This window comes from Agrococcus sp. DT81.2, from assembly GCF_049844935.1.
Lineage (GTDB): Bacteria > Actinomycetota > Actinomycetes > Actinomycetales > Microbacteriaceae > Agrococcus.
The window spans coordinates 624,363-646,255 of record NZ_JBNCLZ010000001.1; the positions used below are offsets into that span (position 1 = coordinate 624,363).

The 21,893-nt window shown below is 71.9% G+C and carries 19 protein-coding genes; 7 read left to right on the plus strand and 12 right to left on the minus strand.

Going from position 1 to position 21,893, the window contains the following annotated elements:
* Nucleotides 1-247 precede the first annotated feature (247 nt).
* Nucleotides 248-538: a DUF4193 domain-containing protein gene (locus tag ACLQ21_RS03010; protein ID WP_425661294.1), complete on the minus strand. Its 291-nt coding sequence runs from the start codon at nt 536-538 to the stop codon at nt 248-250.
* 229 nt (nt 539-767) lie between these two features.
* On the opposite strand from ACLQ21_RS03010, the gene sepH reads away from it, so the two are divergent.
* The 4 genes from sepH (at nt 768) to ACLQ21_RS03030 (ending at nt 5,649) form a co-directional block, all read left to right on the plus strand.
* Entirely contained in the window at nt 768-2,024 is a 1,257-nt protein-coding gene (gene sepH / locus ACLQ21_RS03015; RefSeq protein ID WP_425661296.1) for a septation protein SepH, read from the plus strand.
* 138 nt (nt 2,025-2,162) lie between these two features.
* On the plus strand, nt 2,163-3,530 hold the full coding sequence (locus ACLQ21_RS03020) for an MFS transporter (RefSeq protein ID WP_425661298.1): 1,368 nt from the start codon (nt 2,163-2,165) through the stop codon (nt 3,528-3,530).
* Nucleotides 3,531-3,631: 101 nt separating this feature from the next.
* The gene (locus tag ACLQ21_RS03025) at nt 3,632-4,546 is read left to right on the plus strand and encodes an NAD(P)-dependent oxidoreductase (RefSeq protein WP_425661300.1); all 915 of its coding nucleotides are present in this window, start codon (nt 3,632-3,634) and stop codon (nt 4,544-4,546) included.
* Nucleotides 4,546-5,649, plus strand: a complete 1,104-nt coding sequence (locus tag ACLQ21_RS03030; RefSeq protein WP_425661302.1) for an alcohol dehydrogenase catalytic domain-containing protein — start codon at nt 4,546-4,548, stop codon at nt 5,647-5,649. The genes ACLQ21_RS03025 and ACLQ21_RS03030 overlap by 1 nt, the downstream gene beginning before the upstream one ends.
* Before the next feature lie 28 nt (nt 5,650-5,677).
* Here the strand turns inward: ACLQ21_RS03030 and ACLQ21_RS03035 are convergent, their stop codons facing one another.
* The 3 genes from ACLQ21_RS03035 to ACLQ21_RS03045 form a co-directional block, all read right to left on the minus strand.
* Entirely contained in the window at nt 5,678-5,998 is a 321-nt protein-coding gene (locus ACLQ21_RS03035) for a hypothetical protein (protein WP_425661303.1), read from the minus strand.
* Nucleotides 5,999-6,094: 96 nt separating this feature from the next.
* A complete protein-coding gene (locus ACLQ21_RS03040) occupies nt 6,095-6,508 on the minus strand; it encodes a hypothetical protein (protein ID WP_425661305.1) in 414 nt (137 codons plus the stop codon).
* Between the two features lie 318 nt (nt 6,509-6,826).
* Nucleotides 6,827-7,843, minus strand: coding sequence for an alkaline phosphatase family protein (locus tag ACLQ21_RS03045; RefSeq protein ID WP_425661307.1), 1,017 nt, complete (start codon nt 7,841-7,843; stop codon nt 6,827-6,829).
* 77 nt (nt 7,844-7,920) lie between these two features.
* Between ACLQ21_RS03045 and ACLQ21_RS03050 the strand changes: the two genes are divergently transcribed.
* Nucleotides 7,921-10,353, plus strand: a complete 2,433-nt coding sequence (locus ACLQ21_RS03050; RefSeq protein WP_425661309.1) for a DNA gyrase/topoisomerase IV subunit A — start codon at nt 7,921-7,923, stop codon at nt 10,351-10,353.
* Between the two features lie 3 nt (nt 10,354-10,356).
* Here the strand turns inward: ACLQ21_RS03050 and ACLQ21_RS03055 are convergent, their stop codons facing one another.
* Nucleotides 10,357-11,292, minus strand: coding sequence for a polysaccharide deacetylase family protein (locus tag ACLQ21_RS03055; RefSeq protein ID WP_425661311.1), 936 nt, complete (start codon nt 11,290-11,292; stop codon nt 10,357-10,359).
* A 51-nt stretch (nt 11,293-11,343) separates the two neighbouring features.
* Nucleotides 11,344-13,422, minus strand: coding sequence for a DNA gyrase/topoisomerase IV subunit B (locus tag ACLQ21_RS03060; protein WP_425661313.1), 2,079 nt, complete (start codon nt 13,420-13,422; stop codon nt 11,344-11,346).
* Nucleotides 13,423-13,617: 195 nt separating this feature from the next.
* Between ACLQ21_RS03060 and ACLQ21_RS03065 the strand changes: the two genes are divergently transcribed.
* Nucleotides 13,618-13,839 (plus strand): DUF7455 domain-containing protein, encoded by a 222-nt coding sequence (locus tag ACLQ21_RS03065; RefSeq protein ID WP_425661315.1) that lies wholly within the window; start codon nt 13,618-13,620, stop codon nt 13,837-13,839.
* 97 nt (nt 13,840-13,936) lie between these two features.
* On the opposite strand, the gene ACLQ21_RS03070 is transcribed toward ACLQ21_RS03065, so the two are convergent.
* The 6 genes from ACLQ21_RS03070 to ACLQ21_RS03095 form a co-directional block, all read right to left on the minus strand.
* On the minus strand, nt 13,937-14,719 hold the full coding sequence (locus ACLQ21_RS03070; protein WP_425661317.1) for an amino acid ABC transporter ATP-binding protein: 783 nt from the start codon (nt 14,717-14,719) through the stop codon (nt 13,937-13,939).
* On the minus strand, nt 14,709-15,365 hold the full coding sequence (locus ACLQ21_RS03075; RefSeq protein WP_425661319.1) for an amino acid ABC transporter permease: 657 nt from the start codon (nt 15,363-15,365) through the stop codon (nt 14,709-14,711). The genes ACLQ21_RS03070 and ACLQ21_RS03075 overlap by 11 nt, the downstream gene beginning before the upstream one ends.
* Nucleotides 15,366-15,444: 79 nt before the next feature.
* Nucleotides 15,445-16,284 (minus strand): amino acid ABC transporter substrate-binding protein, encoded by an 840-nt coding sequence (locus ACLQ21_RS03080; RefSeq protein ID WP_425661321.1) that lies wholly within the window; start codon nt 16,282-16,284, stop codon nt 15,445-15,447.
* Nucleotides 16,285-16,421: 137 nt separating this feature from the next.
* Entirely contained in the window at nt 16,422-17,834 is a 1,413-nt protein-coding gene (locus ACLQ21_RS03085) for an RNA polymerase sigma factor (RefSeq protein ID WP_425661323.1), read from the minus strand.
* A 163-nt stretch (nt 17,835-17,997) separates the two neighbouring features.
* On the minus strand, nt 17,998-19,326 hold the full coding sequence (locus tag ACLQ21_RS03090; protein WP_425661324.1) for an MFS transporter: 1,329 nt from the start codon (nt 19,324-19,326) through the stop codon (nt 17,998-18,000).
* Nucleotides 19,323-20,243 carry a PAC2 family protein gene (locus tag ACLQ21_RS03095; protein WP_425661325.1) on the minus strand — a complete coding sequence of 307 codons (921 nt, stop codon included), beginning with the start codon at nt 20,241-20,243 and terminating at the stop codon, nt 19,323-19,325. Before ACLQ21_RS03095 ends, ACLQ21_RS03090 begins: the two co-directional genes overlap by 4 nt.
* Before the next feature lie 90 nt (nt 20,244-20,333).
* Here ACLQ21_RS03095 and ACLQ21_RS03100 point away from each other — a divergent pair, with 90 nt between their 5' ends.
* Nucleotides 20,334-21,782 carry a leucyl aminopeptidase gene (locus tag ACLQ21_RS03100; protein WP_425661327.1) on the plus strand — a complete coding sequence of 483 codons (1,449 nt, stop codon included), beginning with the start codon at nt 20,334-20,336 and terminating at the stop codon, nt 21,780-21,782.
* The last annotated feature ends 111 nt before the right edge of the window (nt 21,783-21,893 follow it).

Genomic DNA, 21,893 nt, shown 5'->3' on the forward strand with positions numbered 1-21,893 from the left:
GTGCGCGTCTGGACCAGCGCGAGCAGTCGGAGCCGGCGGCACACCGCCCCTCCGTTGGTTGAGCCGCTCCGCGCCGAAGGCGCAGAGCGCGTCGAAACCGGTCGGCGGAGCGCGGTGGTTTCGACACGGTCAGGGCGCTGCGCGCCCGGACCGGCTCGAAGCCGGTTCCGCCGTCGGAGGCTGGGAGCGGTGCCCGCACAGCACAGCGCCCGTCGCCGTGGGGCGACGGGCGCTGGGTCGAGTCAGCTCAGTGCGCGCACTCGCGGCACATCGGCCCGAGCTTCGTCTCGTGGTCGAACTGCAGGCGGTGCTTCACGAGGAAGCAGTTCACGCACGTGAACTCGTCCTCCTGCGGGGGCAGCACGACGACGTCGAGCTCGACGTCGGCGAGGTCGGCTGCGGAGAGGTCGAAGCTGCCCGGGTTGTCGGCGTCGTCGTCCGTGGCGACGCTCTTCGCGGGCACACGCTCCTTGAGCGCCTCGATCGACTCGTTCTCGGTGTCGTCGGTCTTGCGCGGGGCATCGTAATCGGTGGCCATCAGGGCTGTCCTTGCTTGGGGTGGGGAGCGGCGTCGGCGCACATTCTGCACGAAACCCGTCCCCGGAGCAAATCAGATATCTAGCACCCTCCGCGCGCCTCGACCGGTCGATGCTGCACGCGGCAGTGCATCCGTCCGAACGCACGGCGCGCCCGCACCATTCCCGCGCGGCGGCGACACCGCATGGGATGCTGGTCCGAACCGACACCGCCAGGAAGGATCGACGAACATGCAGCAGCTGAGCGTCATCGGCGTCGAGGACGACGTGCTCATCCTCGAGTCCGACTCCGGCGAGCGCTTCAGCGTGCCCGTCGAGGCACTGCCCGAGCGCCGGAAGCCGCCGGTCGCCATCCCGCACCGGGAGCGCAAGGCGACCCCGCGCGACATCCAGTCGCTCATCCGCGGCGGCATGACCGCCGAGCAGGTCGCCTCGTCGACGGGTGAGGAGCTCGCATACGTCGAGCGCTTCGAGGGCCCGGTGCTCGCCGAGCGCGCGCACGTGCTCGACTCCGCGCTCTCGATCCCGGTCGCGTCCGGCGACATCGACCCCCTCGCCCAGGAGACCACCTTCGGCGCGGCGATCGAGGAGCGGCTCGACGACCTGCACGCATCCGACCGCTCGTGGTCGTCGTGGAAGGACGCCGAGGGAGGCGCGTGGACCGTGCGCCTGCGCTTCACGACCGAGGGCATCAAGCACGAGGCGCTCTGGGGCTACGAGGCGAAGAAGGCGGCGCTCACGCCGCGCGGCAAGGAGGCGATCTCGCTCAGCCAGTCCGGTGACGCGTCGAGCGTGCTCGTGCCCCGGCTCCGCGCGATCGACCGCCAGTCGCGGCCGGCCGCTCCGGCGAGCGCGCCCGAGCCGAGCGACGCCGCCCCCGCATCGCCGCCTGCGCCGACGTCTGAGCAGCCCGCTCCCCCGATCTCGCAGCGCGCCGCGACGCACGACACGGTGAGCAACAACACCGGTCGCTTCGACTCGGATGCGTTCCGCATCCAGCGCGGAACGTCGCGATCGGCGCCCGAGCCGGTAGAGCCGGGCGTAGGCCTCGAGGAGGCCGTCTCCTCGTCGGCCGCCGTCGAGAGCTCGGTCGAGGAGCGCCGCGAGCCGACGAAGGCCGACAACCCGTGGCTGCGTCGCCGCAGCGGCGAGATCGGCACCCAGCCCGAGAACGTGCAGGCGGCCGCCATCAACCGGCCCGCCGCATCCACGCAGCCGAACCACACGGCGGAGCTGCTCGACGCGCTCCGTCGCCGCCGCAGCGAGCGCGAGGCCGCCCTCCGGACGGCCGAGACCGAGCCGTCGCTGTTCGAGGCGGAGGCGCAGGCCAAGCAGCAGCAGGAGCAGGAGTCCGCCGAGCAGGAGGAGCAGCGCCCGCAGCGGGCGTCGGCGACCGGGCCGGTCGGCAACCGCAAGCGCGGCTCGCGCGCCTCGATGCCGAGCTGGGACGAGATCGTCTTCGGCTCGCGCACCGACGACGACCGCTAGACCGCAGCACCACCAGAGGGAGGGCCGCCCAGCCGGGCGCCCTCCCTCTTGGCGTGTCGCGGCCCCGCAGTCACACCTGACTCGCGCGTCATGTTAGATTCGCGGCGCACAGTCCCGTGCACCTACAAGGAGGTAGGCATGACAGCACCCGCGCAAGACACCAAGCGCGACAACGACCGCAAGGGCCTCGGCCGGGTCGTCACGGCCGCCATGGCCGGCACGGTCGTCGAGTGGTACGAGTTCTTCCTGTACGCCACGGCGTCGACGATCGTCTTCAACCTCATCATGTTCCCGGCGAGCGACGATCCGTACTTCCCGATCATCAGCGCGTTCCTGACGTACGCGGTCGGCTTCGTCGCGCGTCCGCTCGGCGGCATCGTGTTCGGCCACTTCGGCGACAAGTACGGCCGCAAGAAGATGCTGCAGTTCGCGATCATCCTCGTCGGTGTCGCCACGTTCCTCATGGGCTGCCTGCCCACCTTCGACCAGATCGGCTACTTCGCTCCGGCTGCGCTCGTCGTCCTGCGCTTCTTCCAGGGCTTCGCGGTCGGCGGCGAGTGGGGCGGCGGCGTGCTGCTCGTCGCAGAGCACTCCCCCAACAAGGAGCGCGGCTTCTGGTCGTCGTTCCCGCAGGCCGCTGTGCCTGCCGGAAACCTCATCGCCACGGTCGTGCTGCTCGTGCTGCAGTGGACGCTCTCGGACGAGGACTTCCTCGGCTGGGGCTGGCGCATCGCCTTCTGGCTCTCGGTCGTCATCGTCGCGGTCGGCTACTACATCCGCACCCGTGTCACCGACGCCCCGATCTACCAGCAGGTGCGCGACGAGGTCGCGCAGTCGAAGGCGCAGTCCTACGGCGTGCTCGAGGTGCTCAAGCGCTACCCCAAGGGCGTGCTGACGGCGATGGGCCTCCGGTTCGCGGAGAACGTCCTCTACTACCTCGTGGTCACGTTCTCGATCGTCTACCTGCGCACGTACCTCGAGTACGACGTCTCCCGCATCCTCGGGCTCATGGCGATCGCGCACATCGCGCACTTCATCTTCGTGCCGATCGTGGGCCGCTTCACCGACACCGTCGGCCGCAAGCCGATGTACCTCGCCGGTGTGCTGCTGGGCGCGACGTGGGGCTTCATCGCCTTCCCGATGTTCGAGACGGGCAGCGACATCGTCATCCTGTCGGCGATCATCCTCGGCCTGCTGTTCCACGCGCTCATGTACGCGGGCCAGCCGGCCATCATGGCCGAGCTGTTCCCGACGCGCATGCGCTACTCGGGCGTCTCGCTCGGCTACCAGGTGACGTCGATCGTCGCGGGCTCGCTCGCGCCGATCATCGCCACGGCGCTGCTCAGCCAGTTCGGCAGCCACATCCCGGTCGCGATCTACCTCGTGATCGCCTGCCTCATCACGCTCGTGGCGGTGCTCGTGCTCAAGGAGACGAAGGGCATCTCCCTGCACGACGTCGACGACGTGGACCGCGAGCGACTGCTCGCCGAGAAGGGCACCCTCTGATCCTCGATCAGGTTCGGTGATCGGACGGGCGGCGGGGACATCCTCGCCGCCCGTTCGCATCCCAGCAGATAGCGTTGCAGCACCTACGGAAGGAATCGACGATGACGTCAATCGCCTGGATCGGACTCGGCAACATGGGCAGCCGGATGTCCTCACACCTCGTCACCGCGGGTCACGACGTGCGTGGGTTCGACGTCGTGGATGCGCTGCGCGAGAGCGCGGCGGAGCACGGCATCACGCCGGTGGGGTCGGTCGCCGAGGCGGTCGACGGCGCCGAGGTGGTGATCCTCAGCCTGCCGAAGGGCGAGCACGTGCGGCAGGTGCTCGAGAGCGAGGGCGGCGTCTTCGCGCACGCCGCGCCGGGCACGCTCATCCTCGACACCTCCACCGTCGACATCGAGACCTCGCAGTGGTGCCACGGGCAGGCCGGCTCGTTCGGCCTCCGCTTCGTCGACGCCCCCGTCTCCGGCGGCACGCAGGGCGCGCAGGCCGGCACGCTCACGTTCATGCTCGGCGGCACCGAGGACGACGTCGCCGACGCCAGGGAGATCGTCACGCCGATGGCCGGCAACGTCTTCGCGGTGGGCGAGGCGACGCACGGCATCGCGGCGAAGCTCGTCAACAACATGATGCTCGGCATCTCGATCCTCGCCATGTCGGAGGGGTCGCAGCTCGCCGAGCAGCTCGGCCTCGACGCCAAGGCCTTCTTCGACGTCGTGCGGGTCTCCTCCGGCGACTCCTGGGCCGTGCGCACCTGGTACCCCGTGCCGGGGGTCGTGCCAGGCGCCGCGTCGAACCAGAACTTCGACGCATCCTTCTCGGCCATGCTGTGCCACAAGGACGTCACGCTCGCGGTCGCAGGCGCCGAGGCGGCGGGCGTGCACGTGCCCGCGGCGACGCTCATCCGCGACCAGCTGCAGCGGCTGCTCGACGACGGCTTCGGCGGCAAGGACTGCACGCTCGTCGTGCGCGAGGCGAGCCCCGACGGCACCGTGCAGGGCTGGGACGGCCGCTGATGCGCATCCGCGGTGCGGTGCTGCGGGCGATCGGCGCTGAGCGCCCGTTCGCCGAGTCGCGGCCGCTCGAGCTGGTCGACCTCGAGCTCGACGAGCCGGGGCCCGGCGAGCTGCTCGTGCGCATCGAGGCCGCCGGCCTGTGCCACAGCGACCTCTCGGTCGTCGACGGCGCCCGTCCGCGGCCCATGCCGATGCTGCTGGGTCACGAGGCGGCGGGCATCGTCGAGGCGGTCGGGCCGGGCATCGACGACGTCGCGGTCGGCGACCGCATCGTGACGACCTTCCTGCCTCGCTGCGGCGAGTGCGCGGCGTGCGCGACCGACGGCCGGCTGCCGTGCGAGCGGGGCTCCGCGTCGAACGGGGCGGGCGAGCTGCTCGGCGGCGGGCGGCGGCTGCACGAGGACGGCCAGGATGTGCACCACCACCTGGGCGTCTCGGCGTTCGCGACGCACGCGGTGCTCGACCGGCGCTCGGTCGTGCCCGTCGGCGCCGACGTGCCCCCGGAGGTCGCGGCCGTGCTCGGCTGCGCCATGCTCACCGGCGGCGGCGCCGTCATCAACGCGGGCAAGCCGCGAGAGGGCGACGACATCATCATCGTCGGGCTCGGCGGTGTCGGCATGGCCGCGCTGCTCGCCGCCGCGTCGCTCGGGCTCGGACGCGTCATCGGCGTGGATGCGGTGCCCGCGAAGCTCGAGACGGCCCTGCAGCTGGGCGCCGACGTCGCGCTCTCGCCCGACGACGCGATCGCGCAGGGGCTCCGCGCTCCCGTCGTGATCGAGGCCGCCGGCCACCCGCGGGCGTTCGAGACCGCGTTCGCGCTCACCGCGCCGGGCGGGACGACCGTGACCGTCGGCCTGCCGCATCCGGATGCCCGGTCGTCGCTCTCGCCGCTCACGTTCACGGCCGAGGCGCGCACGGTCGTCGGCTCGTACCTCGGCTCGGCGGTGCCGTCGCGCGACATCCCGCGCTACGAGCAGCTGTGGCGGGAGGGCAGGCTCCCGGTGGAGGCGCTCGTGACGAGCGAGATCGGGCTCGACGGTCTCAACGAGGCGCTCGACACGCTCGCGGACGGGAAGGCGATCCGGCAGGTCGTGCGGTTCTGAAGGAAGGCGACTCCCGTGCGGGCGGCAGCTAGCGGCCCGCCGGGGTTGCGTCGCACGTCAGGTGGAAGCCGGTCGTGTCGGCGAATGCCTGCGCCTGCGACGGCGCGACAGCCGCGACCTGGATCGACGGCACCGACTGCGGCGCGCCGCAGTAGCCCACGACGAGCCACTCGTCGAACGTGTCCGGGGGCGAGCCGTACGTCGCGTGCTCCACGGCGGCGCCACCGGGAGCGACGCGCACCTCGATCATGCCGACCTGGCCGTCGGGTGCGAGCGCGAGCGCTTCGGCGACCGTCATCTCGCCCGCCGCGAGCCCGGCCGAGAATAGGTCGAGCTCGTGCTGCGTCATGGGCGCGTGGCCTGCGCTCGAGCACGCGGTGAGGATGAGTGCCGCAGCGCAGGCGCCGACGGACGCGCGGCTGCTTCGACGAGCCCTCGGCACGCGCTACTCGTGCCCCTGCTGCTCCGGGGGCCCGTCGCACACGAGGTTGAGGCCGGGGCCGTCGGCGAACGCCTGAGCGTCCTCGGGCGGCACGGCAGCGACCTCGACCGAGGGCACGTCCTGCGGGTAGAAGCAGAGTGCGACGACGGACCAGTCGTGGAACTCGGCCGGCGGTGTGCCGAGCACAGTCTCCTCGGTGGCACCGATGCCCGCCGCCTGGCGGACATCGATCATGCCGACCATCCCGTCGGGCGCGATGTCGACGGCGTCGCCGATCGTCATATCGCCCTTGTCGTACTGAGCGCTGAAGTCGTCGAGCTGCGCCTGCGACATGGGCGCGGGACCGGGATCGCTCGCGCAACTGACGAGCATGAGGGCTGCCGTCAGGGTGATCGCGTGCTTCCGCCAAGGTGCCATGGCCGCCGCCTTCCGGGCGCCGTCGCCCATCGTGCGGCCGACGCTACTACAGGGATCCGCAGATTTGAGGATCCTGCAGTTCGGTGTTCAGCGGCGGCGGCGGCCGCCGCTCGCGCCGCGGTCGCGACGCTCCCCGATCTTCCGGGCGACGAACCCGACGAGGGCGGTGGCGATGGTCGTGATGATCCACCTGCGCATGATGGGTTCCTCTCCTCGATGGTGCCCGGGCGCGGTGCCCGGATCGGCCGACCCGAGCCTGACCCGAGTGCGGGACCCCATCCTGCACACCGGAACCTGGACGTGCGGTGGAAGGGCCGTTCAGGCGAAGGCGCCGAATCGCCGCAGCGGCACGCGCAGCTCGTCGGGCGTGAGCGAGCCGTGCTGGCCGACCATGCCGCGCGCGGGGTCATCGCCGTCGAGGTAGACCGCCGTCCGGCCTCGCGCGGCGACGAAGACGTCGCCGAGCCGCGGAGCGACGTCCGCATGCACCTCGCCGAGCCAGCCGGCGTCGACGACCTGCTGCCGGGTGGCGACCCAAGCGCCGTCGCCGAGCCAAGCGCGCCACTCGTCGGCCACCGCATCCGTCGCGTCCCCGTCGACGAGGTGCAGCTGCAGGCAGCGCGGCTCCCCCGCCACGTGCGCGATCGGCGCGAGCAGCTCGAGCGGCGCGATGCGATGGGCGGATGGGTCGACGTCGACCATGCCGTGATCGGCCGTCACGATGAGGCCCACGTCGCGCCGCAGACCGGCGACGAGCCGTGCCGTGAGGGCGTCGAGCTCCTCGAGCGCGTCGAGCCACGCGCCGCTCTGCCAGCCCTGCTCGTGGCCGGCGCGGTCGAGCTCTGGCACGTAGAGGTAGACGAGCGCCCGCTCGCGCGCCGCCTGCGCGGCGAGCTCGAACCGATCGGCCATCGTGCGGCCGCCGCGGAACTCGGCGCCGCGGAGCACGGCGCCCGTGAAGCCGCCGTGGGCGTGCCGCGGCTCACCGATCGCGATCGACGGTGTCGACTCGAAGAGCGTCGGGAGCCGCTGCCAGTCATCGGGGTCCATCGGGCCGCCCCAGTCGCGCAGCTGGTTGCGCACGCCGGAGCCGGGGACGAGCGCGTCGTAGCCGACGATGCCGTGCGCGCCCGCGAGCGCGCCGGTGGTGAGCGACGCGAGCGCGACGGCGGTGGTGGAGGGGAACCCGGAGTCGAGCGAGCCGCCGGGCGCGCTCGCGATGGTGCGGGCATGGCCGGAGCGCTGCCCGAGCTGCGAGGAGCCGAGCCCGTCGACGAGCAGCACGATCGCGCCGGCCGCCTTCGGCAGCCCGAGGACGTTCTGCTCGCCGCGCATCGCGAGCGACGAGCTCGCCAGAACGTCGGCAAGGCTCCGGGATCCGGGCGCTCGCGTCGGTAGCATTCCGTCAGCCTATGACTGCCTCGCCCTCCTCCCCGATCTCCGAGCGCATCGATGACATCGATGTCGCCGCCGAGATGCAGGACTCGTTCCTCGAGTACGCATACTCGGTCATCTACGCCCGAGCGCTGCCGGATGCCCGCGACGGCCTGAAGCCGGTGCAGCGCCGCATCCTGTTCCAGATGTCGGAGATGGGGCTGCGCCCCGAGCGCGGCCACGTCAAGTGCGCCCGCGTCGTCGGCGACGTCATGGGCAAGCTGCACCCGCACGGCGACACGGCGATCTACGACGCGCTCGTGCGCCTCGCGCAGGACTTCAGCCTGCGGCTGCCGCTCGTCGACGGGCACGGCAACTTCGGCTCCCTCGACGACGGGCCGGCCGCCGCGCGCTACACCGAGGCGCGCCTCGCCGCCGCCGGGCTCTCGCTCACCGAGGGCCTCGACGAGGACGTCGTCGACTTCATCCCCAACTACGACAACTCGTACCAGCAGCCCGACGTGCTGCCGGCCTCCTACCCCAACCTGCTCGTCAACGGTGCGAGCGGCATCGCGGTCGGCATGGCGACGAACATGGCGCCGCACAACCTCGTCGAGGTCGTGCAGGCGGCCAAGCACCTGCTCGCGCACCCCGACGCATCCACCACCGACCTCATGCAGCACGTGCCGGGACCCGACCTGCCGGGCGGCGGCATCATCGTGGGCCTCGACGGCGTGCGCGAGGCGTACGAGAGCGGCAGGGGCTCGTTCCGCACGCGCGCGCGAGCGTCGATCGAGCGCCAGGGGCGGAAGACGACGATCGTCTTCACCGAGCTGCCCTACCTCGTCGGCCCTGAGCGCGTGATCGAGAGGATCAAGGCGGGCGTCCTCGCGAAGAAGCTGCAGGGCCTGTCGGACGTGCAGGACCTCACCGACCGCAAGCACGGCCTGCGGCTCGTCGTGGGCGTCAAGACGGGCTTCGACCCCGAGGCGGTGCTGCAGCAGCTCTACCGGCAGACGCCGCTCGAGGACGGCTTCTCGATCAACAACGTCGCGCTCGTCAAGGGCGTGCCCGAGACGCTCGGGCTCAAGGACCTGCTGCGCGTCTACCTCGACCACCGCGTCGGCGTCGTGCGCCGCCGCAGCGAGTTCCGGCTGCGCAAGCGCCGCGACCGGCTGCACCTCGTCGAGGGGCTGCTCATCGCGGTGCTCGACATCGACGAGGTCATCCAGGTCATCCGCACCTCGGACGACAGCGAGCAGGCGCGCTCCCGGCTGCAGAGCGTGTTCGACCTCTCGGAGGTGCAGGCGGAGCACATCCTCGAGCTGCGGCTGCGCCGGCTGACGAAGTTCAGCCGCATCGAGCTCGAGGCGGAGCGGGATGAGCTGCTCGTGCAGATCGCGGAGCTCGAGCGGATCCTCGGCACCGAGGCGGCGCTGCATGCCGTGGTCGCCCACGAGCTCGACGAGGTGGCCGAGCGCTTCGGCACTCCGCGCCGCTCGCTGCTGACCGAGGCGAACGGGCAGCAGACGAACGGCCGAGCGTCGGCGGCGAAGGCCGCAGCGAGCCTCGAGATCGCGGATGCGCCGACGCGCGTGCTGCTGTCGGCCACCGGCCGCGTCGTCCGGGTCGACGGCGACGAGCCGATCCCTTCGCCCGCCCGACGCAGCCGGCATGACGCCATCCGCTCGACCGTCGCGACCACCACGCGCGGCGCGTTCGGGCTCGTCACCTCCTCGGGCGCCGTGCTGCGCCTGACGCCGGCCGACCTGCCGTCGGTGCCGCCCGCATCCGTCGGCCTCACCGCCGGCATCAAGGTGCGCGACCTGGGCGCGTTCGAGCGCGGCGAGGATGCGGTCGCGCTCATCGACCTCGCGAGTGCAGAGCCCTGGCTCGTCGCGACCGCGCAGGGCATCGTCAAGCGGATCCGCCCGAGCGAGCTGCGCGACCGCGACCGCGAGCCCGTCATCGCGCTCAAGGACGGCGACCGTGTCGTCGGCGTCGCGCCGGCGCCCGACGACGACTGGATCGTGCTCATCACGAGCGACGCGCAGCTGCTGCGCTTCCCCGCCGGGCAGGTGAACCCGCAGGGCCCAGGCGCCGCGGGCATGAAGGGCATCGGCCTCAAGACCGGTGCCGCCGTGCGCTTCGCCGGCGTCGTCGCCGACGACGCGGAGGTCGTGACGGTCACCGAGCCGGCGGAGACGCTCGCCGGCCTCGACGAGCCGCGCGCGAAGGTGTCGGACCTGGCGGAGTTCCCGCCGAAAGGACGCGGCACGGGCGGCGTGCAGGCGCACCGGCTGCTCAAGGGCGAGGCAGGGCTGGCGCTCGCGTGGGCTGGGCCGTCGCCGCTCGCGGTGGGCACCGATGGCTCGCAGCGGCAGCTGCCTTCCGGTGGCGCTGCGCGCGCCGGCTCCGGCCTGTCGGTCGACGGCGCGATCGGCGCGATCGGGGCGCGGCTCGGCGGCTGAGCCTCAGCCGACGAGCCCGTCGAGGTCGACGAAGCCGTAGCCGAGTGCCTGCAGCCCGTCGATGATGCGCGGCAGCGCGTCAGCGTCGAGGGTCGTGCCGTCGTCCGGGTTGGCGCCGACGTGCATGAGCACGATGTGGCCGGGCACCGCCGTGCCGACGACGCCGTCGACGACCTCGTCGACGGTCAGGCCGCCGCTCGTGCCCTTCCAGCCGAGCGAGTCCACGCTCCAGCGCACCGGCAGGTAGCCCGCGTCGTTGACGACGCGGATGTCGTGCGCGGTGCGCGCCCCGAAGGGGAAGCGGAAGAGCGGCATCGCGGGGCGGCCGCTCGCTGCGACGATCGCCGCCTCGGCCGCGGCCAGGTCGGCTCTGATGCGCACGTCGGTCAGCTCGGGATACGACAGGTGCGCGTCGCTGTGGTTCCCGACCGGGTGCCCAGCCGCCGCCATGGCGCGAACCTGCTGCGGGTAGCTGCGTGCGAACGCGCCCGTGACGAAGAAGGTCGCGGGCACGTCCCGCTCGGCGAGCGTCGCGAGGATGCCGCCGACGGCCGCATCCGAGCTGCCGCCGTCGAAGGTCAGCGCGACGACGCTGCGCTCCGTCGGGATGCGCTCGAGGTCGACACCGCTCCACGCCGCGGGCAGGTTCGTCGAGGGCGGCGGCGCTGGCGGCGGCGCCGGAGTGGGCAGGGGCGGCGAGGGTTGAGGCGTCGGCGATGCGCTCGGCGGCGCCGGCGACGCGGTCGGCGGTGCGGGCGGCTGGCTCGGCGCTGTCGTCGGCGGTTGCGCGGGATCGACTGTGGGGGTCGCGCTCGGTCGGGTCGGGGACTCCGACGACGGCGGTGCCGTCGTGTCTCCCGGACCCGGTGCGACGCACGCCGCGGTGACCAGGCTCGCTGTCAGCGCGAGCCCGGCGAGGACGCGACGCCCCGCTCTCATGCGGCCAGTATGCGCCCGGGCGACCGCCGACGGGGCACGCGTCGGTAACGGTTACGCGTCGATGCGGTCGCGGTCCACCTGGCTCGTGACGATGAGCTCGCGGCGCGGCGCGACCTCGTTGCCCATCAGCAGCTCGAACACCTCGATCGCCCGCTCGGCGTCGCTGATCGTGACGCGCCGCAGCGTGCGGCGGCTGCGGTCCATCGTGGTCTCGGCCAGCTGGTCGGCGTCCATCTCGCCGAGCCCCTTGTAGCGCTGCGGCGGCTCGTGCCAGGTCTTCCCGGCCTTCTTGAGCTTCGTGAGCGTGCGGTGCAGCTCGGCGTCGGAGTAGGTGTACACGGCTTCGTCGGGCTTGCCGCGGTGCTTGACAAGGACCCGGTGCAGCGGCGGCACGGCGGCGAAGACGCGCCCCTCCTCGATGAGCGGACGCATGTACCGGTGGATGAGCGTGAGCAGCAGGGTGCGGATGTGCGCCCCGTCGACGTCGGCGTCCGACAGCATGATGACCTTGCCGTAGCGCGCGGCGCTGATGTCGAACGAGCGGCCCGAGCCGGCGCCGATCGACTGGATGATCGCCGCGCACTCCGCGTTCGAGAGCATGTCGGCGACGGACGCCTTCTGCACGTTGAGGATCTTGCCGCGGATGGGCAGGATCGCCTGGAACTCGCTGTCGCGGGCGGGCTTCGCGGTGCCGAGCGCGCTGTCGCCCTCGACGATGAACAGCTCGGTCTGGTCGACGTCGTTCGAGCGGCAGTCGACGAGCTTGACGGGCAGCGACGACGACTCGAGCGCCGTCTTGCGGCGGGCGGTCTCCTTGAGCGAGCGCGCCGAGATGCGCGCCTTCATCTCGCTCACGACCTTCTCGAGCAGCTGCGCGGCCTGCGCCTTCTCATCGCGCTTCGACGACGTCAGGATCGCGCCGAGCTCGCGCTGCACCACTTGCGCGACGATCTGGCGCACGGCGGGCGTGCCGAGCACCTCCTTCGTCTGGCCCTCGAACTGCGGCTCGGGCAGGCGCACGGTCACGACGGCCGACAGCCCGGCGAGGGCGTCGTCCTTCTCGACCTTGTCGTTGCCGACCTTGAGCTTGCGCGAGTTCGCGGCCACCTGGTCGCGGATGAGCTTCAGCAGCGACTGCTCGAAGCCGGCAAGGTGCGAGCCGCCCTTGGGCGTCGCGATGATGTTGACGTAGGTCTGCACGACCGTGTCGTAGCCCGTGCCCCAGCGCAGCGCGATGTCGACCTCGCACGTTCGGTCGACCTCGCGCGTGACCATGTGGCCGGTCTCCTCATCGAGCACCGGGATGGTCTCCTGGAACGCGCCCTCGCCGGTGAGCCGCCAGGTGCCGGTCAGCGCGGGATCGGGCGCGAGGTACTCGACGAACTCGCTGATGCCGCCGTCGTACTTGAAGTCGTGCACGACGCGCTCGGCACCGCGGTCGTCGATGATCTGCAGCGCGAGCCCCGGCACGAGGAACGCGGTCTGGCGCGCGCGGCTCGCGAGCTCGTCGGCGAGGAACTCGGCGCCCTTCGTGAACACCTGCGGGTCGGCCCAGTAGCGCACCCGGGTGCCGGTGACGCCCTTCGCGACCTTGCCGACCTTGCGCAGGTGCGACTCCTCGGTGAACGGCAGGAAGGTCGCCGACGGCGAGGGCTCGCCCGAGTCGAGGAACTCGCCCGGCTCGCCGCGGTGGAACGACATGGCCCAGGTCGCGCCGTCGCGGTCGACCTCGACGTCGAGGCGCTCCGAGAGGGCGTTGACGACGGATGCGCCCACGCCGTGGAGGCCGCCGGAGGACTTGTAGGCGCCGCCGCCGAACTTGCCGCCGGCGTGCAGCTTCGTGAAGATGACCTCGACGCCCGACAGGCCCGTGCGCGGCTCGATGTCGATCGGCAGGCCGCGGGCGCGGTCGCGCACCTCGACCGAGCCGTCGGCGTGCAGCACGACCGTGATCTCGGTGCCGTGGCCGCCGAGCGCCTCGTCGACCGAGTTGTCGATGATCTCCCAGAGGCAATGCATGAGCCCGCGGGAATCCGTCGAGCCGATGTACATGCCGGGGCGCTTGCGCACCGCCTCGAGACCCTCGAGCACCGTCAGGTGCCGTGCCGAGTAGTCGGATGCGACTGCCAACCGATCCCCCTCCGTGCGTGTCGAGCGGTCCGCTGCCGGTTGCCGCGCCCGCCAGCCTACGGCGGAGCGCCCACCCCGCATGGCAGGGCGCGCGGCGTGCTGTGCGTTGCGCCGCTGGCGAACCGTTATCGGATTGGCACGGTTTCGCGCCTCGGACGTGCCACGATGGAGCACGGACGGAAGAAGGAGGGCACCGTGAACGACACCCAGACCACGACGCTCGAGATCGAGGAGCCAGACGCCCCGCTCAGCGGGCTGGACCGCTGCGACAGCTGCGGCGCCCAGGCGTACGTCCGCGCGACGATGGAGAGCGGCACCCTGCTCTTCTGCGCGCACCACGCGGCGAAGCACCGCGAAGCGATGATGCCCCTCGCCAAGGTGTGGCACGACGAGACGGCCAAGCTCCAGGAGCGTTGATCAGCCCCTCGGTGCCCACCATCGAGCACTGACCACGAAGCGGCCCGCCCCCACAGGGGCGGGCCGCTTCCGTGTGCCCGGCAGTGCGCGGCGCGCCTCAGCGCCCGAACGGACCCTGCAGTCGCTGCAGGAAGCGCCGCGTGCGCTCCTCGCGCGGGTCGCCGAAGACCTGCTCGGGCGTGCCGCGCTCGACCACGACGCCCTGGTCGAAGAACGACACCTCGTCGGCGACCTCGCGCGCGAAGCCCAGCTCGTGCGTGACGACCGCCATCGTCCAGCCCTCCCCTGCGAGCTCGGTCATCACGGCGAGCACTTCGCCGACGAGCTCGGGGTCAAGCGACGACGTCGGCTCGTCGAAGAGCAGCATCGACGGCTGGAGCGCGAGCGCGCGCACGATGCCGACGCGCTGCTGCTGGCCGCCCGACAAGGAGGAGGGATACGCATCCGCCTTCTCGCGCAGGCCGACGCGCTCGAGCAGCGCCAGCGCATCCGCCGTCGCCTCGTCGCGGCCACGGCCCTGCACCCTGATGGGTCCGATCGTGACGTTGCCGAGCACCGTGAGGTGCGGGAACAAGTGGTGCTGCTGGAAGACCATGGCGGATGCGCGGTGGAGCGCGGCGCGCTCGCGGCCGGTGCGCGGCTTCGAGAGGTCGAGCTCGAGGTCGCCGATGCGCAGCGTGCCCGCCTCCGGCCTCTCGAGGCCGTTGAGCGAGCGCAGCACGGTCGTCTTGCCCGAGCCGGACGGCCCGATGAGTGCATGCACGGTGCCGGGTGCGATGTCGAGGTCGACGCCGCGCAGCACGTGGTTGTCGCCGAACGACTTGTGCAGGCCGCGCGCGGAGAGCAGGAGGTCAGACGGCGCTGTGTTGTCAGACTGCATAGCGATCCAGCTTCCGTTCGAGGCGGTCCTGGCCGCCCGCGAGCACGAGGCAGATCACCCAGTAGACGGCGGCCGCGACGATGTAGATGGTGAGGAACTCACCGCTCGGCGCGGCGATGCGCTGCGCGACGCGGAACAGCTCGGTCATCGTGATGACGGAGGCCAGCGACGTGTCCTTCACGAGCGAGATGAGCGTGTTCGACAGCGGCGGGACCGAGACGCGCGCGGCCTGCGGCAGCACGATGCGCCACAGCGACTGGCCCCGGGACATGCCGATCATCGACGCGGCCTCCCACTGCCCGCGCGGGATCGACAGGATCGCCGCTCGGATGATCTCGGCCGCGTAGCCGCCGACGTTCATCGACAGCGCGATGATGGCGCTCGGCCACGGGTCGAGCGTGATGCCGAGCTGCGGCATGCCGTAGAAGATCACGAACAGCTGCACGAGCAGCGGAGTGCCGCGGATCGCCGAGATGTAGGCGCGGGCGATGCCGGAGAGCCATCGGATGCCCGAGATGCGCGCGAGCGCGAGGCCGATCGCGACGAGCAGGCCGAGCACGAACGACGCCGCCGCGAGCGGGATGGTGCCCGCCACGGCCCCGAGCGCGATCGGCCCGATCGAGTCGAGGATGAGCTGCCAGTTCACGCCGCGAGCCTACGGGTCGCCGCGCGCGCCGACGCGGCCCCGGCGAGTGCCGGGGCCGCGAGGGAGGACCTGGACTGCGTCACGGCTGCGAGACGTCCTCGCCGAAGTAGCGCTCCGAGATCTCGGCGAGCGTGCCGTCGGCGGCGAGCGCGGCGAGCGCCTCGTCCACCGCGGTCACGAGCGACTCGCTGCCCGCGCGGAACGCGAGCGCGTTCTCGCTCGTCTCCTCGGTCTCGGCGACGTCGACGAGCCCCGTCTCGCCGCCCTGCGACTGCACGTAGTCGAGGTAGGTGAGGCGGTCGTTGATCGTCGCGTCGACGCGGCCCGTGCGCAGCAGCTCGGCCGCCTGCGCGAAGCCCTCGACCTCCTCGACGTCGGCGCCGGCGTCTGTCGCGACCTCTGCCCAGTTGCTCGTGAGCGACTGCGCGCTCGTGCGGCCCGCGAGGTCGTCGAACGACGCGATGTCGCTGCCCTCGGCCACGATGAGCACGCCGGGCGAGTAGGTGTACGGCTGGCTGAACAGGTAGCGCTCGAGGCGCTCCGGCGTGATCGACACCTGGTTGGCGATGACGTCGACCCGGCCCGCGTCGAGCGCGGCGAAGATCGCGTCCCACTGGGTCTCGACGAACTCGACCTCGACGCCGAGCTCCTCGGCGACCGCGGTGATGATCTCGACGTCGTAGCCCGTCAGCTCGCCCGCGCCGCCCTCGTGGAACGAGAACGGGGAGTACGTGCCCTCGGTGCCCACGACGAGCACGCCCTCCTCCTGCACCTGCTCGATCGTCAGGCCCGTCGAGGCCTCCGGGGCCTCCGTCGCGCCGGGCTCCGCAGCCGTGGAGCAGCCGACGATGGCGACGGACGCCGCGGCCACAGCGGCGATCGGGGCGAGGCGGGACATGGTGGTGCGGGGTCGAGGCATGAGCGCTCCTTCTCGGGGGTATCAACACATCCTAGAACGCCGCGAGGCCCCCCGGATGTTCCGGGGGGCCTCATGACGATCGGTGACGGCGGTGGTCTCGACGCACGCGCTGCGCGTGTGGCTCGACCAGCGGGGCATCACTCGAGGTAGTCGCGCAGCTGCTGCGACCGCGAGGGGTGGCGCAGCTTGGCCATCGTCTTCGACTCGATCTGCCGGATCCGCTCGCGCGTGACCCCGAACGTGTCGCCGATCTGGTCGAGCGTCTTCGGCATGCCGTCGCCGAGGCCGAAGCGCATGCGGATGACGCCCGCCTCGCGCTCCGACAGCGAGTCGAGCAGCGACTCGAGCTGGCGCTGCAGCATCGTGAAGCCGACAGCGTCGGCGGGCACGACGGCCTCCGTGTCCTCGATCAGGTCGCCGAACTCGCTGTCGCCGTCCTCGCCGAGGGGTGTGTGCAGCGAGATGGGCTCGCGGCCGTACTTCTGCACCTCGATGACCTTCTCGGGGGTCATGTCGAGCTCGCGGGCCAGCTCCTCGGGGCTCGGCTCGCGGCCGAGGTCCTGCAGCATCTGCCGCTGCACGCGGGCGAGCTTGTTGATGACCTCGACCATGTGCACCGGGATGCGGATGGTGCGGGCCTGGTCGGCCATGGCGCGCGTGATGGCCTGGCGGATCCACCACGTCGCGTAGGTCGAGAACTTGAAGCCCTTGGTGTAGTCGAACTTCTCGACCGCGCGGATGAGGCCGAGGTTGCCCTCCTGGATGAGGTCGAGGAACTGCATGCCGCGACCGGTGTAGCGCTTGGCGAGCGACACGACGAGGCGCAGGTTCGCACCCAGCAGGTGGCTCTTGGCGCGCTGGCCGTCGCGGGCGATGCGCGTGAGGTCGCGCTTGAGCTGCCAGTCGAGGTCGGGCTCGAGCGAGAGCTTCTCCTCGGCGAAGAGACCGGCCTCGATGCGCATCGCGAGGTCGACCTCCTGCTCGGCGTTCAGCAGCGCGACCTTGCCGATCTGCTTCAGGTAGTCCTTGACGGGGTCTGCCGTGGCGCCGGTGATCGCCGTCGCGGCGGGCTCGTCGTCGTCACCCGAGAGGCGCATTGCGCCGGTCGGGAGCTTCTCGACGTGGACCGTCTCCTCCTCCTCGGCCTCCTCGGGCTCCTCGGTGGTCTCCTCGGTCTCCGGCTCCTCCGTGGTGGCGGCGGCCTTGCGGCGACCGCCGCGCGCGGCAGCAGGCTTGGCGGCGGCCTCGTCGGAGCCGGCCGCAGCGGCGGCCTTCTTCGCGGCCGCCGTCTTGGCGGCGGTGGCCTTGGCGGCCGTCGTCTTCGTGGCGGTGGTCTTCGCGGCGGTGGTCTTGGCCGCCGGCGCCTTCTTGGCAGCGGTCTTCGCCGCCGGCGCCTTCGCCGCGGCGGTCTTGGCCGCTGGGGCCTTGGCCGCGGGCGCGTCGGCCTGCGATGCCTCGGTCGAAGCGGGGTCGGTCGAAGCGGCGTCGGTCGCAGCGGCGGCCTTCGTCGAGGTTCGACGGGCGGTCGTGGTCGTTTCCTTGGCTGGCATGCGTCCTCCGCAGATCTCGGGCACCCAGGCTTCGGGGCAGTCGAATGACCCATGTCAAGTCCGCGAGCAAGCGCGATCTCGACTGGGTCGGTCTTGACAGTATAGCGCCGGGTATGGCATGGGCATTCCCATATGGCGCAGATCCGCCCGACCGGGGCTCGACTCAGCCCTTGCGGTCCCGCATCCACCGGGCGATCGCGGTCCAGACCGGCGCGACCTCGATGCCCTCCTCGCGCATCTTCGACCGTGTGAGGCGGCGTGTGCGCACGATCATGACGACGCCGACGGCGAGCACGACGAGCTGCGAGGCGAGCGCGATGCGGAAGCCCTCCCAGTCGTAGACGCCGACGCTCTCCCCCGCAGCGCTGCGGACCGAGTGGACGGCGTCGAGGATGACGCCGATCGCGGGCATGAGCGCGAACGACGCGAGGAACCCGCCGACGTTGACGACCCCGTTGGCCGAGCCGAGGATCCGCAGCGGGTTGAAGGTGCGGGCGAAGTCGAAGCCGACGGTCGAGCCGGGACCGGCGATGCCGAGCACGACGACGAGCACGATGACGAGCCAGTGCGGCGGATGCCCGGGCCAGAGGAGCACGGTCGTCCAGGTCGCGACGACGAGTCCGACGATCCCGAGCACGAGCGTCGATCGCCGCAGCGGGAAGCGCGCGGTCGCGATGCCGACGATCGGGCCGACCACCATGCCGGTGCCGACCACGATGGCCATGAGCCCGGCCGCCTCCCCGCGCTCGTAGCCGAGCCCCTCGACGAGCATGGGGTAGCCCCACAGCAGCAGGAAGACGTTCGTGCAGCCGAGCAGCGAGAAGTGGGTCCAGAAGCCGAGCTTCGTGCCGGGCTGGCGGATCGCGCTGCGCAGGCGCGGCCACCAGCCCTCCGGCACGTCGATCGAGCCCGTCGCGGGCGCCCCGCCCCTGGGCGCGTCGAAGACGACGATGAGCACGAGCACGAGCGCGACGGCGCCGACGACCGCGAGCGAGCCGAACGAGAGCGTCCAGCCCACCTCGTGCAGCAGCCACGCGAACGGCACGACCGACAGCAGCTGGCCGAGCTGCCCGCTCGTGGCGGTCCACTGCGACATCTGCGCGACGATCGGCCCGCGGAACCAGCCCGACTGCAGCCGGATGACCGAGATGAAGGTCGCCGCATCGCCGATGCCCAACAGGATGCGGCCGGCGATGGCGATCGGCAGCTCCTCGGCGACGGCCACCATCACCTGCCCGCCGACCATCACGGCCGCGCCGCTCGCGATGAGGATGCGCGGTCCGTACCGGTCGAGCAGCACGCCGACCGGGATCTGCATCACCGCGTAGACGCCCACCTGCACTGCACCGAGGGTCGAGAGCAGGGTCGCCTGCACGTCGAACCGCTCCGCCGCCGCGGGGCCAGCGACGCCGAGCGAGGAGCGGTGCAGGATCGCGACCATGTACGCGATCGCGCCCACTCCCCACACGAACCAGGAGCGGGCGCTGTTCATCCGAGCGGGTCCGCCCCTGGGCGCCGGCGCTGCTGCAGGTACCGCTCGAGCTCCTCGGCGATCTCGTCGGCGCTCGGCAGCGATCCGTCCTCGTCGGTGAGCGGCGAGCGCACCGACGACTGCGCCATGAACGCGTCGTAGCGCGCCTCGAGGGTGCGCACGATCCGCACGAGCTCCTCGTTCGTCTCCATCTGCTGCGCGACGAGCTGCTGGAACTCGCGGTCGGCCTGGCGCAGCTCCTCGGTGCGGAACGCGAGCGACGTCGCGCTCGTCACGCCCTCGAGGGCTGCGAGGGCGGGACCGGCCGAACCCGACTCGCCGACGTAGTGCGGCACGAGCACGGTGAAGGTCACGACCGGCGCGATCGGGTGCAGGCGGTGCTCGATGCGGTGGATGACGGAGCCGGGCACCTGCGAGACCGGCCGCCACGCGGAGTACTGCTCGATGAGCTCCACGCGGTTGCCGGAGACCGTCGACACGAGCGGGCGCGTGTGGGGCACCGGCATGCCGATCGAGGTGATGATCGTGGTCGACGCGACGCCGAGCCGCTCGATCAGATCGAGCACCGCATCCGTGAACCGCTCCCACATCCAGTCGGGCTCAGGCCCCGTCAGCAGCAGGAACGGCACGCCGGCGTCATCCTCCACGACCAGGAGCGTGAGCGAGTGCGGCAGGTACTCCTCGATCTTGTCCTCGTTGAAGAGGATGCGCGGACGCCGCGAGCGGTGGTCGATCAGCACGTCGGTGTCGAACTCGACGATGCTGCGGTGCGGCAGCGTGTCGAGGATCGCGGCGGCCGCAGCCTCGGCGGCGGCGCCCGCGTCGACGAAGCCGTGGATCGCGATGACGAGGTCGAGGCCGTGCGGGACCGTCTCGAGGTCCTCGAGGGACAGGGTCAGCTCGCGCGGATCGAACACGGTCCCAGCCTAGTGATCGGCCGGGCTGCCCATCCGCAGGTCGCCGTCTTCGGGGCACCCTCCTGCAGGCGGCCGGTATCCTCGTGACCCATGCCCCTCCCGACACTCTCCATCATCGCCAGCCCCGACGACGCCACGGCGGAGCTCGTGGTGCACGGCGTGCGCGCAGGCGAGACGCCCGAGGCCCCGGGCTTCGACACCGAGCTGCTGGCGGCGTTGGGCGTCACCGGCAAGCGCGAGCAGATCGTGCGGGCCGTCGTCGACGGTCGCCGCGTCGCGTTCGCCGGGCTCGGCGACGACGTCACGCCGACGCGCCTGCGTGAGGTCGCGGGCGCTGCAGTGCGCTCGCTGCGCGACGTGCCGTCGCTCGCGCTGGCGCTGCCCGTCCGGTCGAGCGAGGACGTGCTCGCCGTGCTCGAGGGCGCCGCGCTCGGCGCCTACCGCTTCGCCGGGCTCAAGCGCGCCGAGGCGCCCAGGATCTGCGAGATCGCCGTCGTCGCGGGCGAGGCGGAGGTGTCGGCATCCGTCGTCACCGACGCGACGATCGCCGCTCGAGCCGTGTGGACGACGCGCGACCTCGCCAACACGCCTCCGAACCTGCTGAGCCCGGTCGACTTCGCCGACCGCGTCGCCGCCGAGGCGCCGGAGGCGGGCCTCACGGTCGTCGTGCGCGACGAGGAGCGACTGCGTCGCGAGGGCTTCGGCGGCATCCTCGGCGTCGGCCAGGGCTCGAGCCGCCCGCCGCGGCTCGTCACGGTCGAGCACGCCCCCGAGGGCGCGACGCGGCACGTCGTGCTCGTCGGCAAGGGCATCACCTTCGACTCGGGCGGCCTCTCGCTCAAGCCCGCCGCCTCGATGCAGCACATGAAGTTCGACATGACGGGAGCGGCGACCGTCTACGCCGTGACCGTCGCCGCGGCCGCGCTGCAGCTGCCGATCCGCGTCACCGCGCACCTGTGCCTCGCCGAGAACCTCGTCTCCTCCACGTCCACCCGCCCCGACGACGTGCTCACCATGCGGGGCGGCACGACCGTCGAGGTGACGAACACCGACGCCGAGGGCCGGCTCGTGATGGCCGACGGCCTCGCGCTCGCGAGCGAGGCGCAGCCCGACGCCATCATCGACGTCGCGACCCTCACGGGCGCGCAGCAGGTCGCGCTCGGCGACCGGGTGAGCGCGCTGATGGGCAACGACGACGCCCTCATCGACGCGATCCTGACCGCCTCGCGAGCGGCGGGCGAGCAGCTGTGGCCGATGCCGATCCCGGAGGAGATGCTGCCCATGCTCGACTCCGACGTCGCCGACCTCATGAACGCGAAGGTCGGCAGTCGCTCCGGCGGGATGCTGCTCGCCGCGGCCTTCCTCGCGGAGTTCGTCGGCGAGCGCGACGGCGCGCCCATCCCTTGGGCGCACCTCGACATCGCCGGCCCGTCGACGAACACCGGCTCGCCGTTCGGCCACACGCCCTCCGGTGCCACCGGCGTGACCGTGCGCGGGCTCATCCGCACGCTCGCGGCGATGGCGCGCACGGCCGAGTAGGCAGCCCTGCCCGGATGCGCCCGCGCGGGGCACGCCCGACGTGCAGGCGCATCCGACTAGGGTGGGACGGGCAAGACCTGCCGTGCACCGCCGCGAGACCAGAGCGGCAAT

What these genes read in the sequence shown, in the direction of transcription:
- ACLQ21_RS03010 (WP_425661294.1), bottom strand. Translation starts at nt 538, where the DNA reads ATGGCCACCGATTACGATGCCCCGCGCAAGACCGACGACACCGAGAAC.
- sepH (WP_425661296.1), top strand. Translation starts at nt 768, where the DNA reads ATGCAGCAGCTGAGCGTCATCGGCGTCGAGGACGACGTGCTCATCCTC.
- ACLQ21_RS03020 (WP_425661298.1), top strand. Translation starts at nt 2,163, where the DNA reads ATGACAGCACCCGCGCAAGACACCAAGCGCGACAACGACCGCAAGGGC.
- ACLQ21_RS03025 (WP_425661300.1), top strand. Translation starts at nt 3,632, where the DNA reads ATGACGTCAATCGCCTGGATCGGACTCGGCAACATGGGCAGCCGGATG.
- ACLQ21_RS03030 (WP_425661302.1), top strand. Translation starts at nt 4,546, where the DNA reads ATGCGCATCCGCGGTGCGGTGCTGCGGGCGATCGGCGCTGAGCGCCCG.
- ACLQ21_RS03035 (WP_425661303.1), bottom strand. Translation starts at nt 5,998, where the DNA reads ATGACGCAGCACGAGCTCGACCTATTCTCGGCCGGGCTCGCGGCGGGC.
- ACLQ21_RS03040 (WP_425661305.1), bottom strand. Translation starts at nt 6,508, where the DNA reads ATGGCACCTTGGCGGAAGCACGCGATCACCCTGACGGCAGCCCTCATG.
- ACLQ21_RS03045 (WP_425661307.1), bottom strand. Translation starts at nt 7,843, where the DNA reads ATGCGCGGCGAGCAGAACGTCCTCGGGCTGCCGAAGGCGGCCGGCGCG.
- ACLQ21_RS03050 (WP_425661309.1), top strand. Translation starts at nt 7,921, where the DNA reads ATGACTGCCTCGCCCTCCTCCCCGATCTCCGAGCGCATCGATGACATC.
- ACLQ21_RS03055 (WP_425661311.1), bottom strand. Translation starts at nt 11,292, where the DNA reads ATGAGAGCGGGGCGTCGCGTCCTCGCCGGGCTCGCGCTGACAGCGAGC.
- ACLQ21_RS03070 (WP_425661317.1), bottom strand. Translation starts at nt 14,719, where the DNA reads ATGCAGTCTGACAACACAGCGCCGTCTGACCTCCTGCTCTCCGCGCGC.
- ACLQ21_RS03080 (WP_425661321.1), bottom strand. Translation starts at nt 16,284, where the DNA reads ATGCCTCGACCCCGCACCACCATGTCCCGCCTCGCCCCGATCGCCGCT.
- ACLQ21_RS03085 (WP_425661323.1), bottom strand. Translation starts at nt 17,834, where the DNA reads ATGCCAGCCAAGGAAACGACCACGACCGCCCGTCGAACCTCGACGAAG.
- ACLQ21_RS03090 (WP_425661324.1), bottom strand. Translation starts at nt 19,326, where the DNA reads ATGAACAGCGCCCGCTCCTGGTTCGTGTGGGGAGTGGGCGCGATCGCG.
- ACLQ21_RS03100 (WP_425661327.1), top strand. Translation starts at nt 20,334, where the DNA reads ATGCCCCTCCCGACACTCTCCATCATCGCCAGCCCCGACGACGCCACG.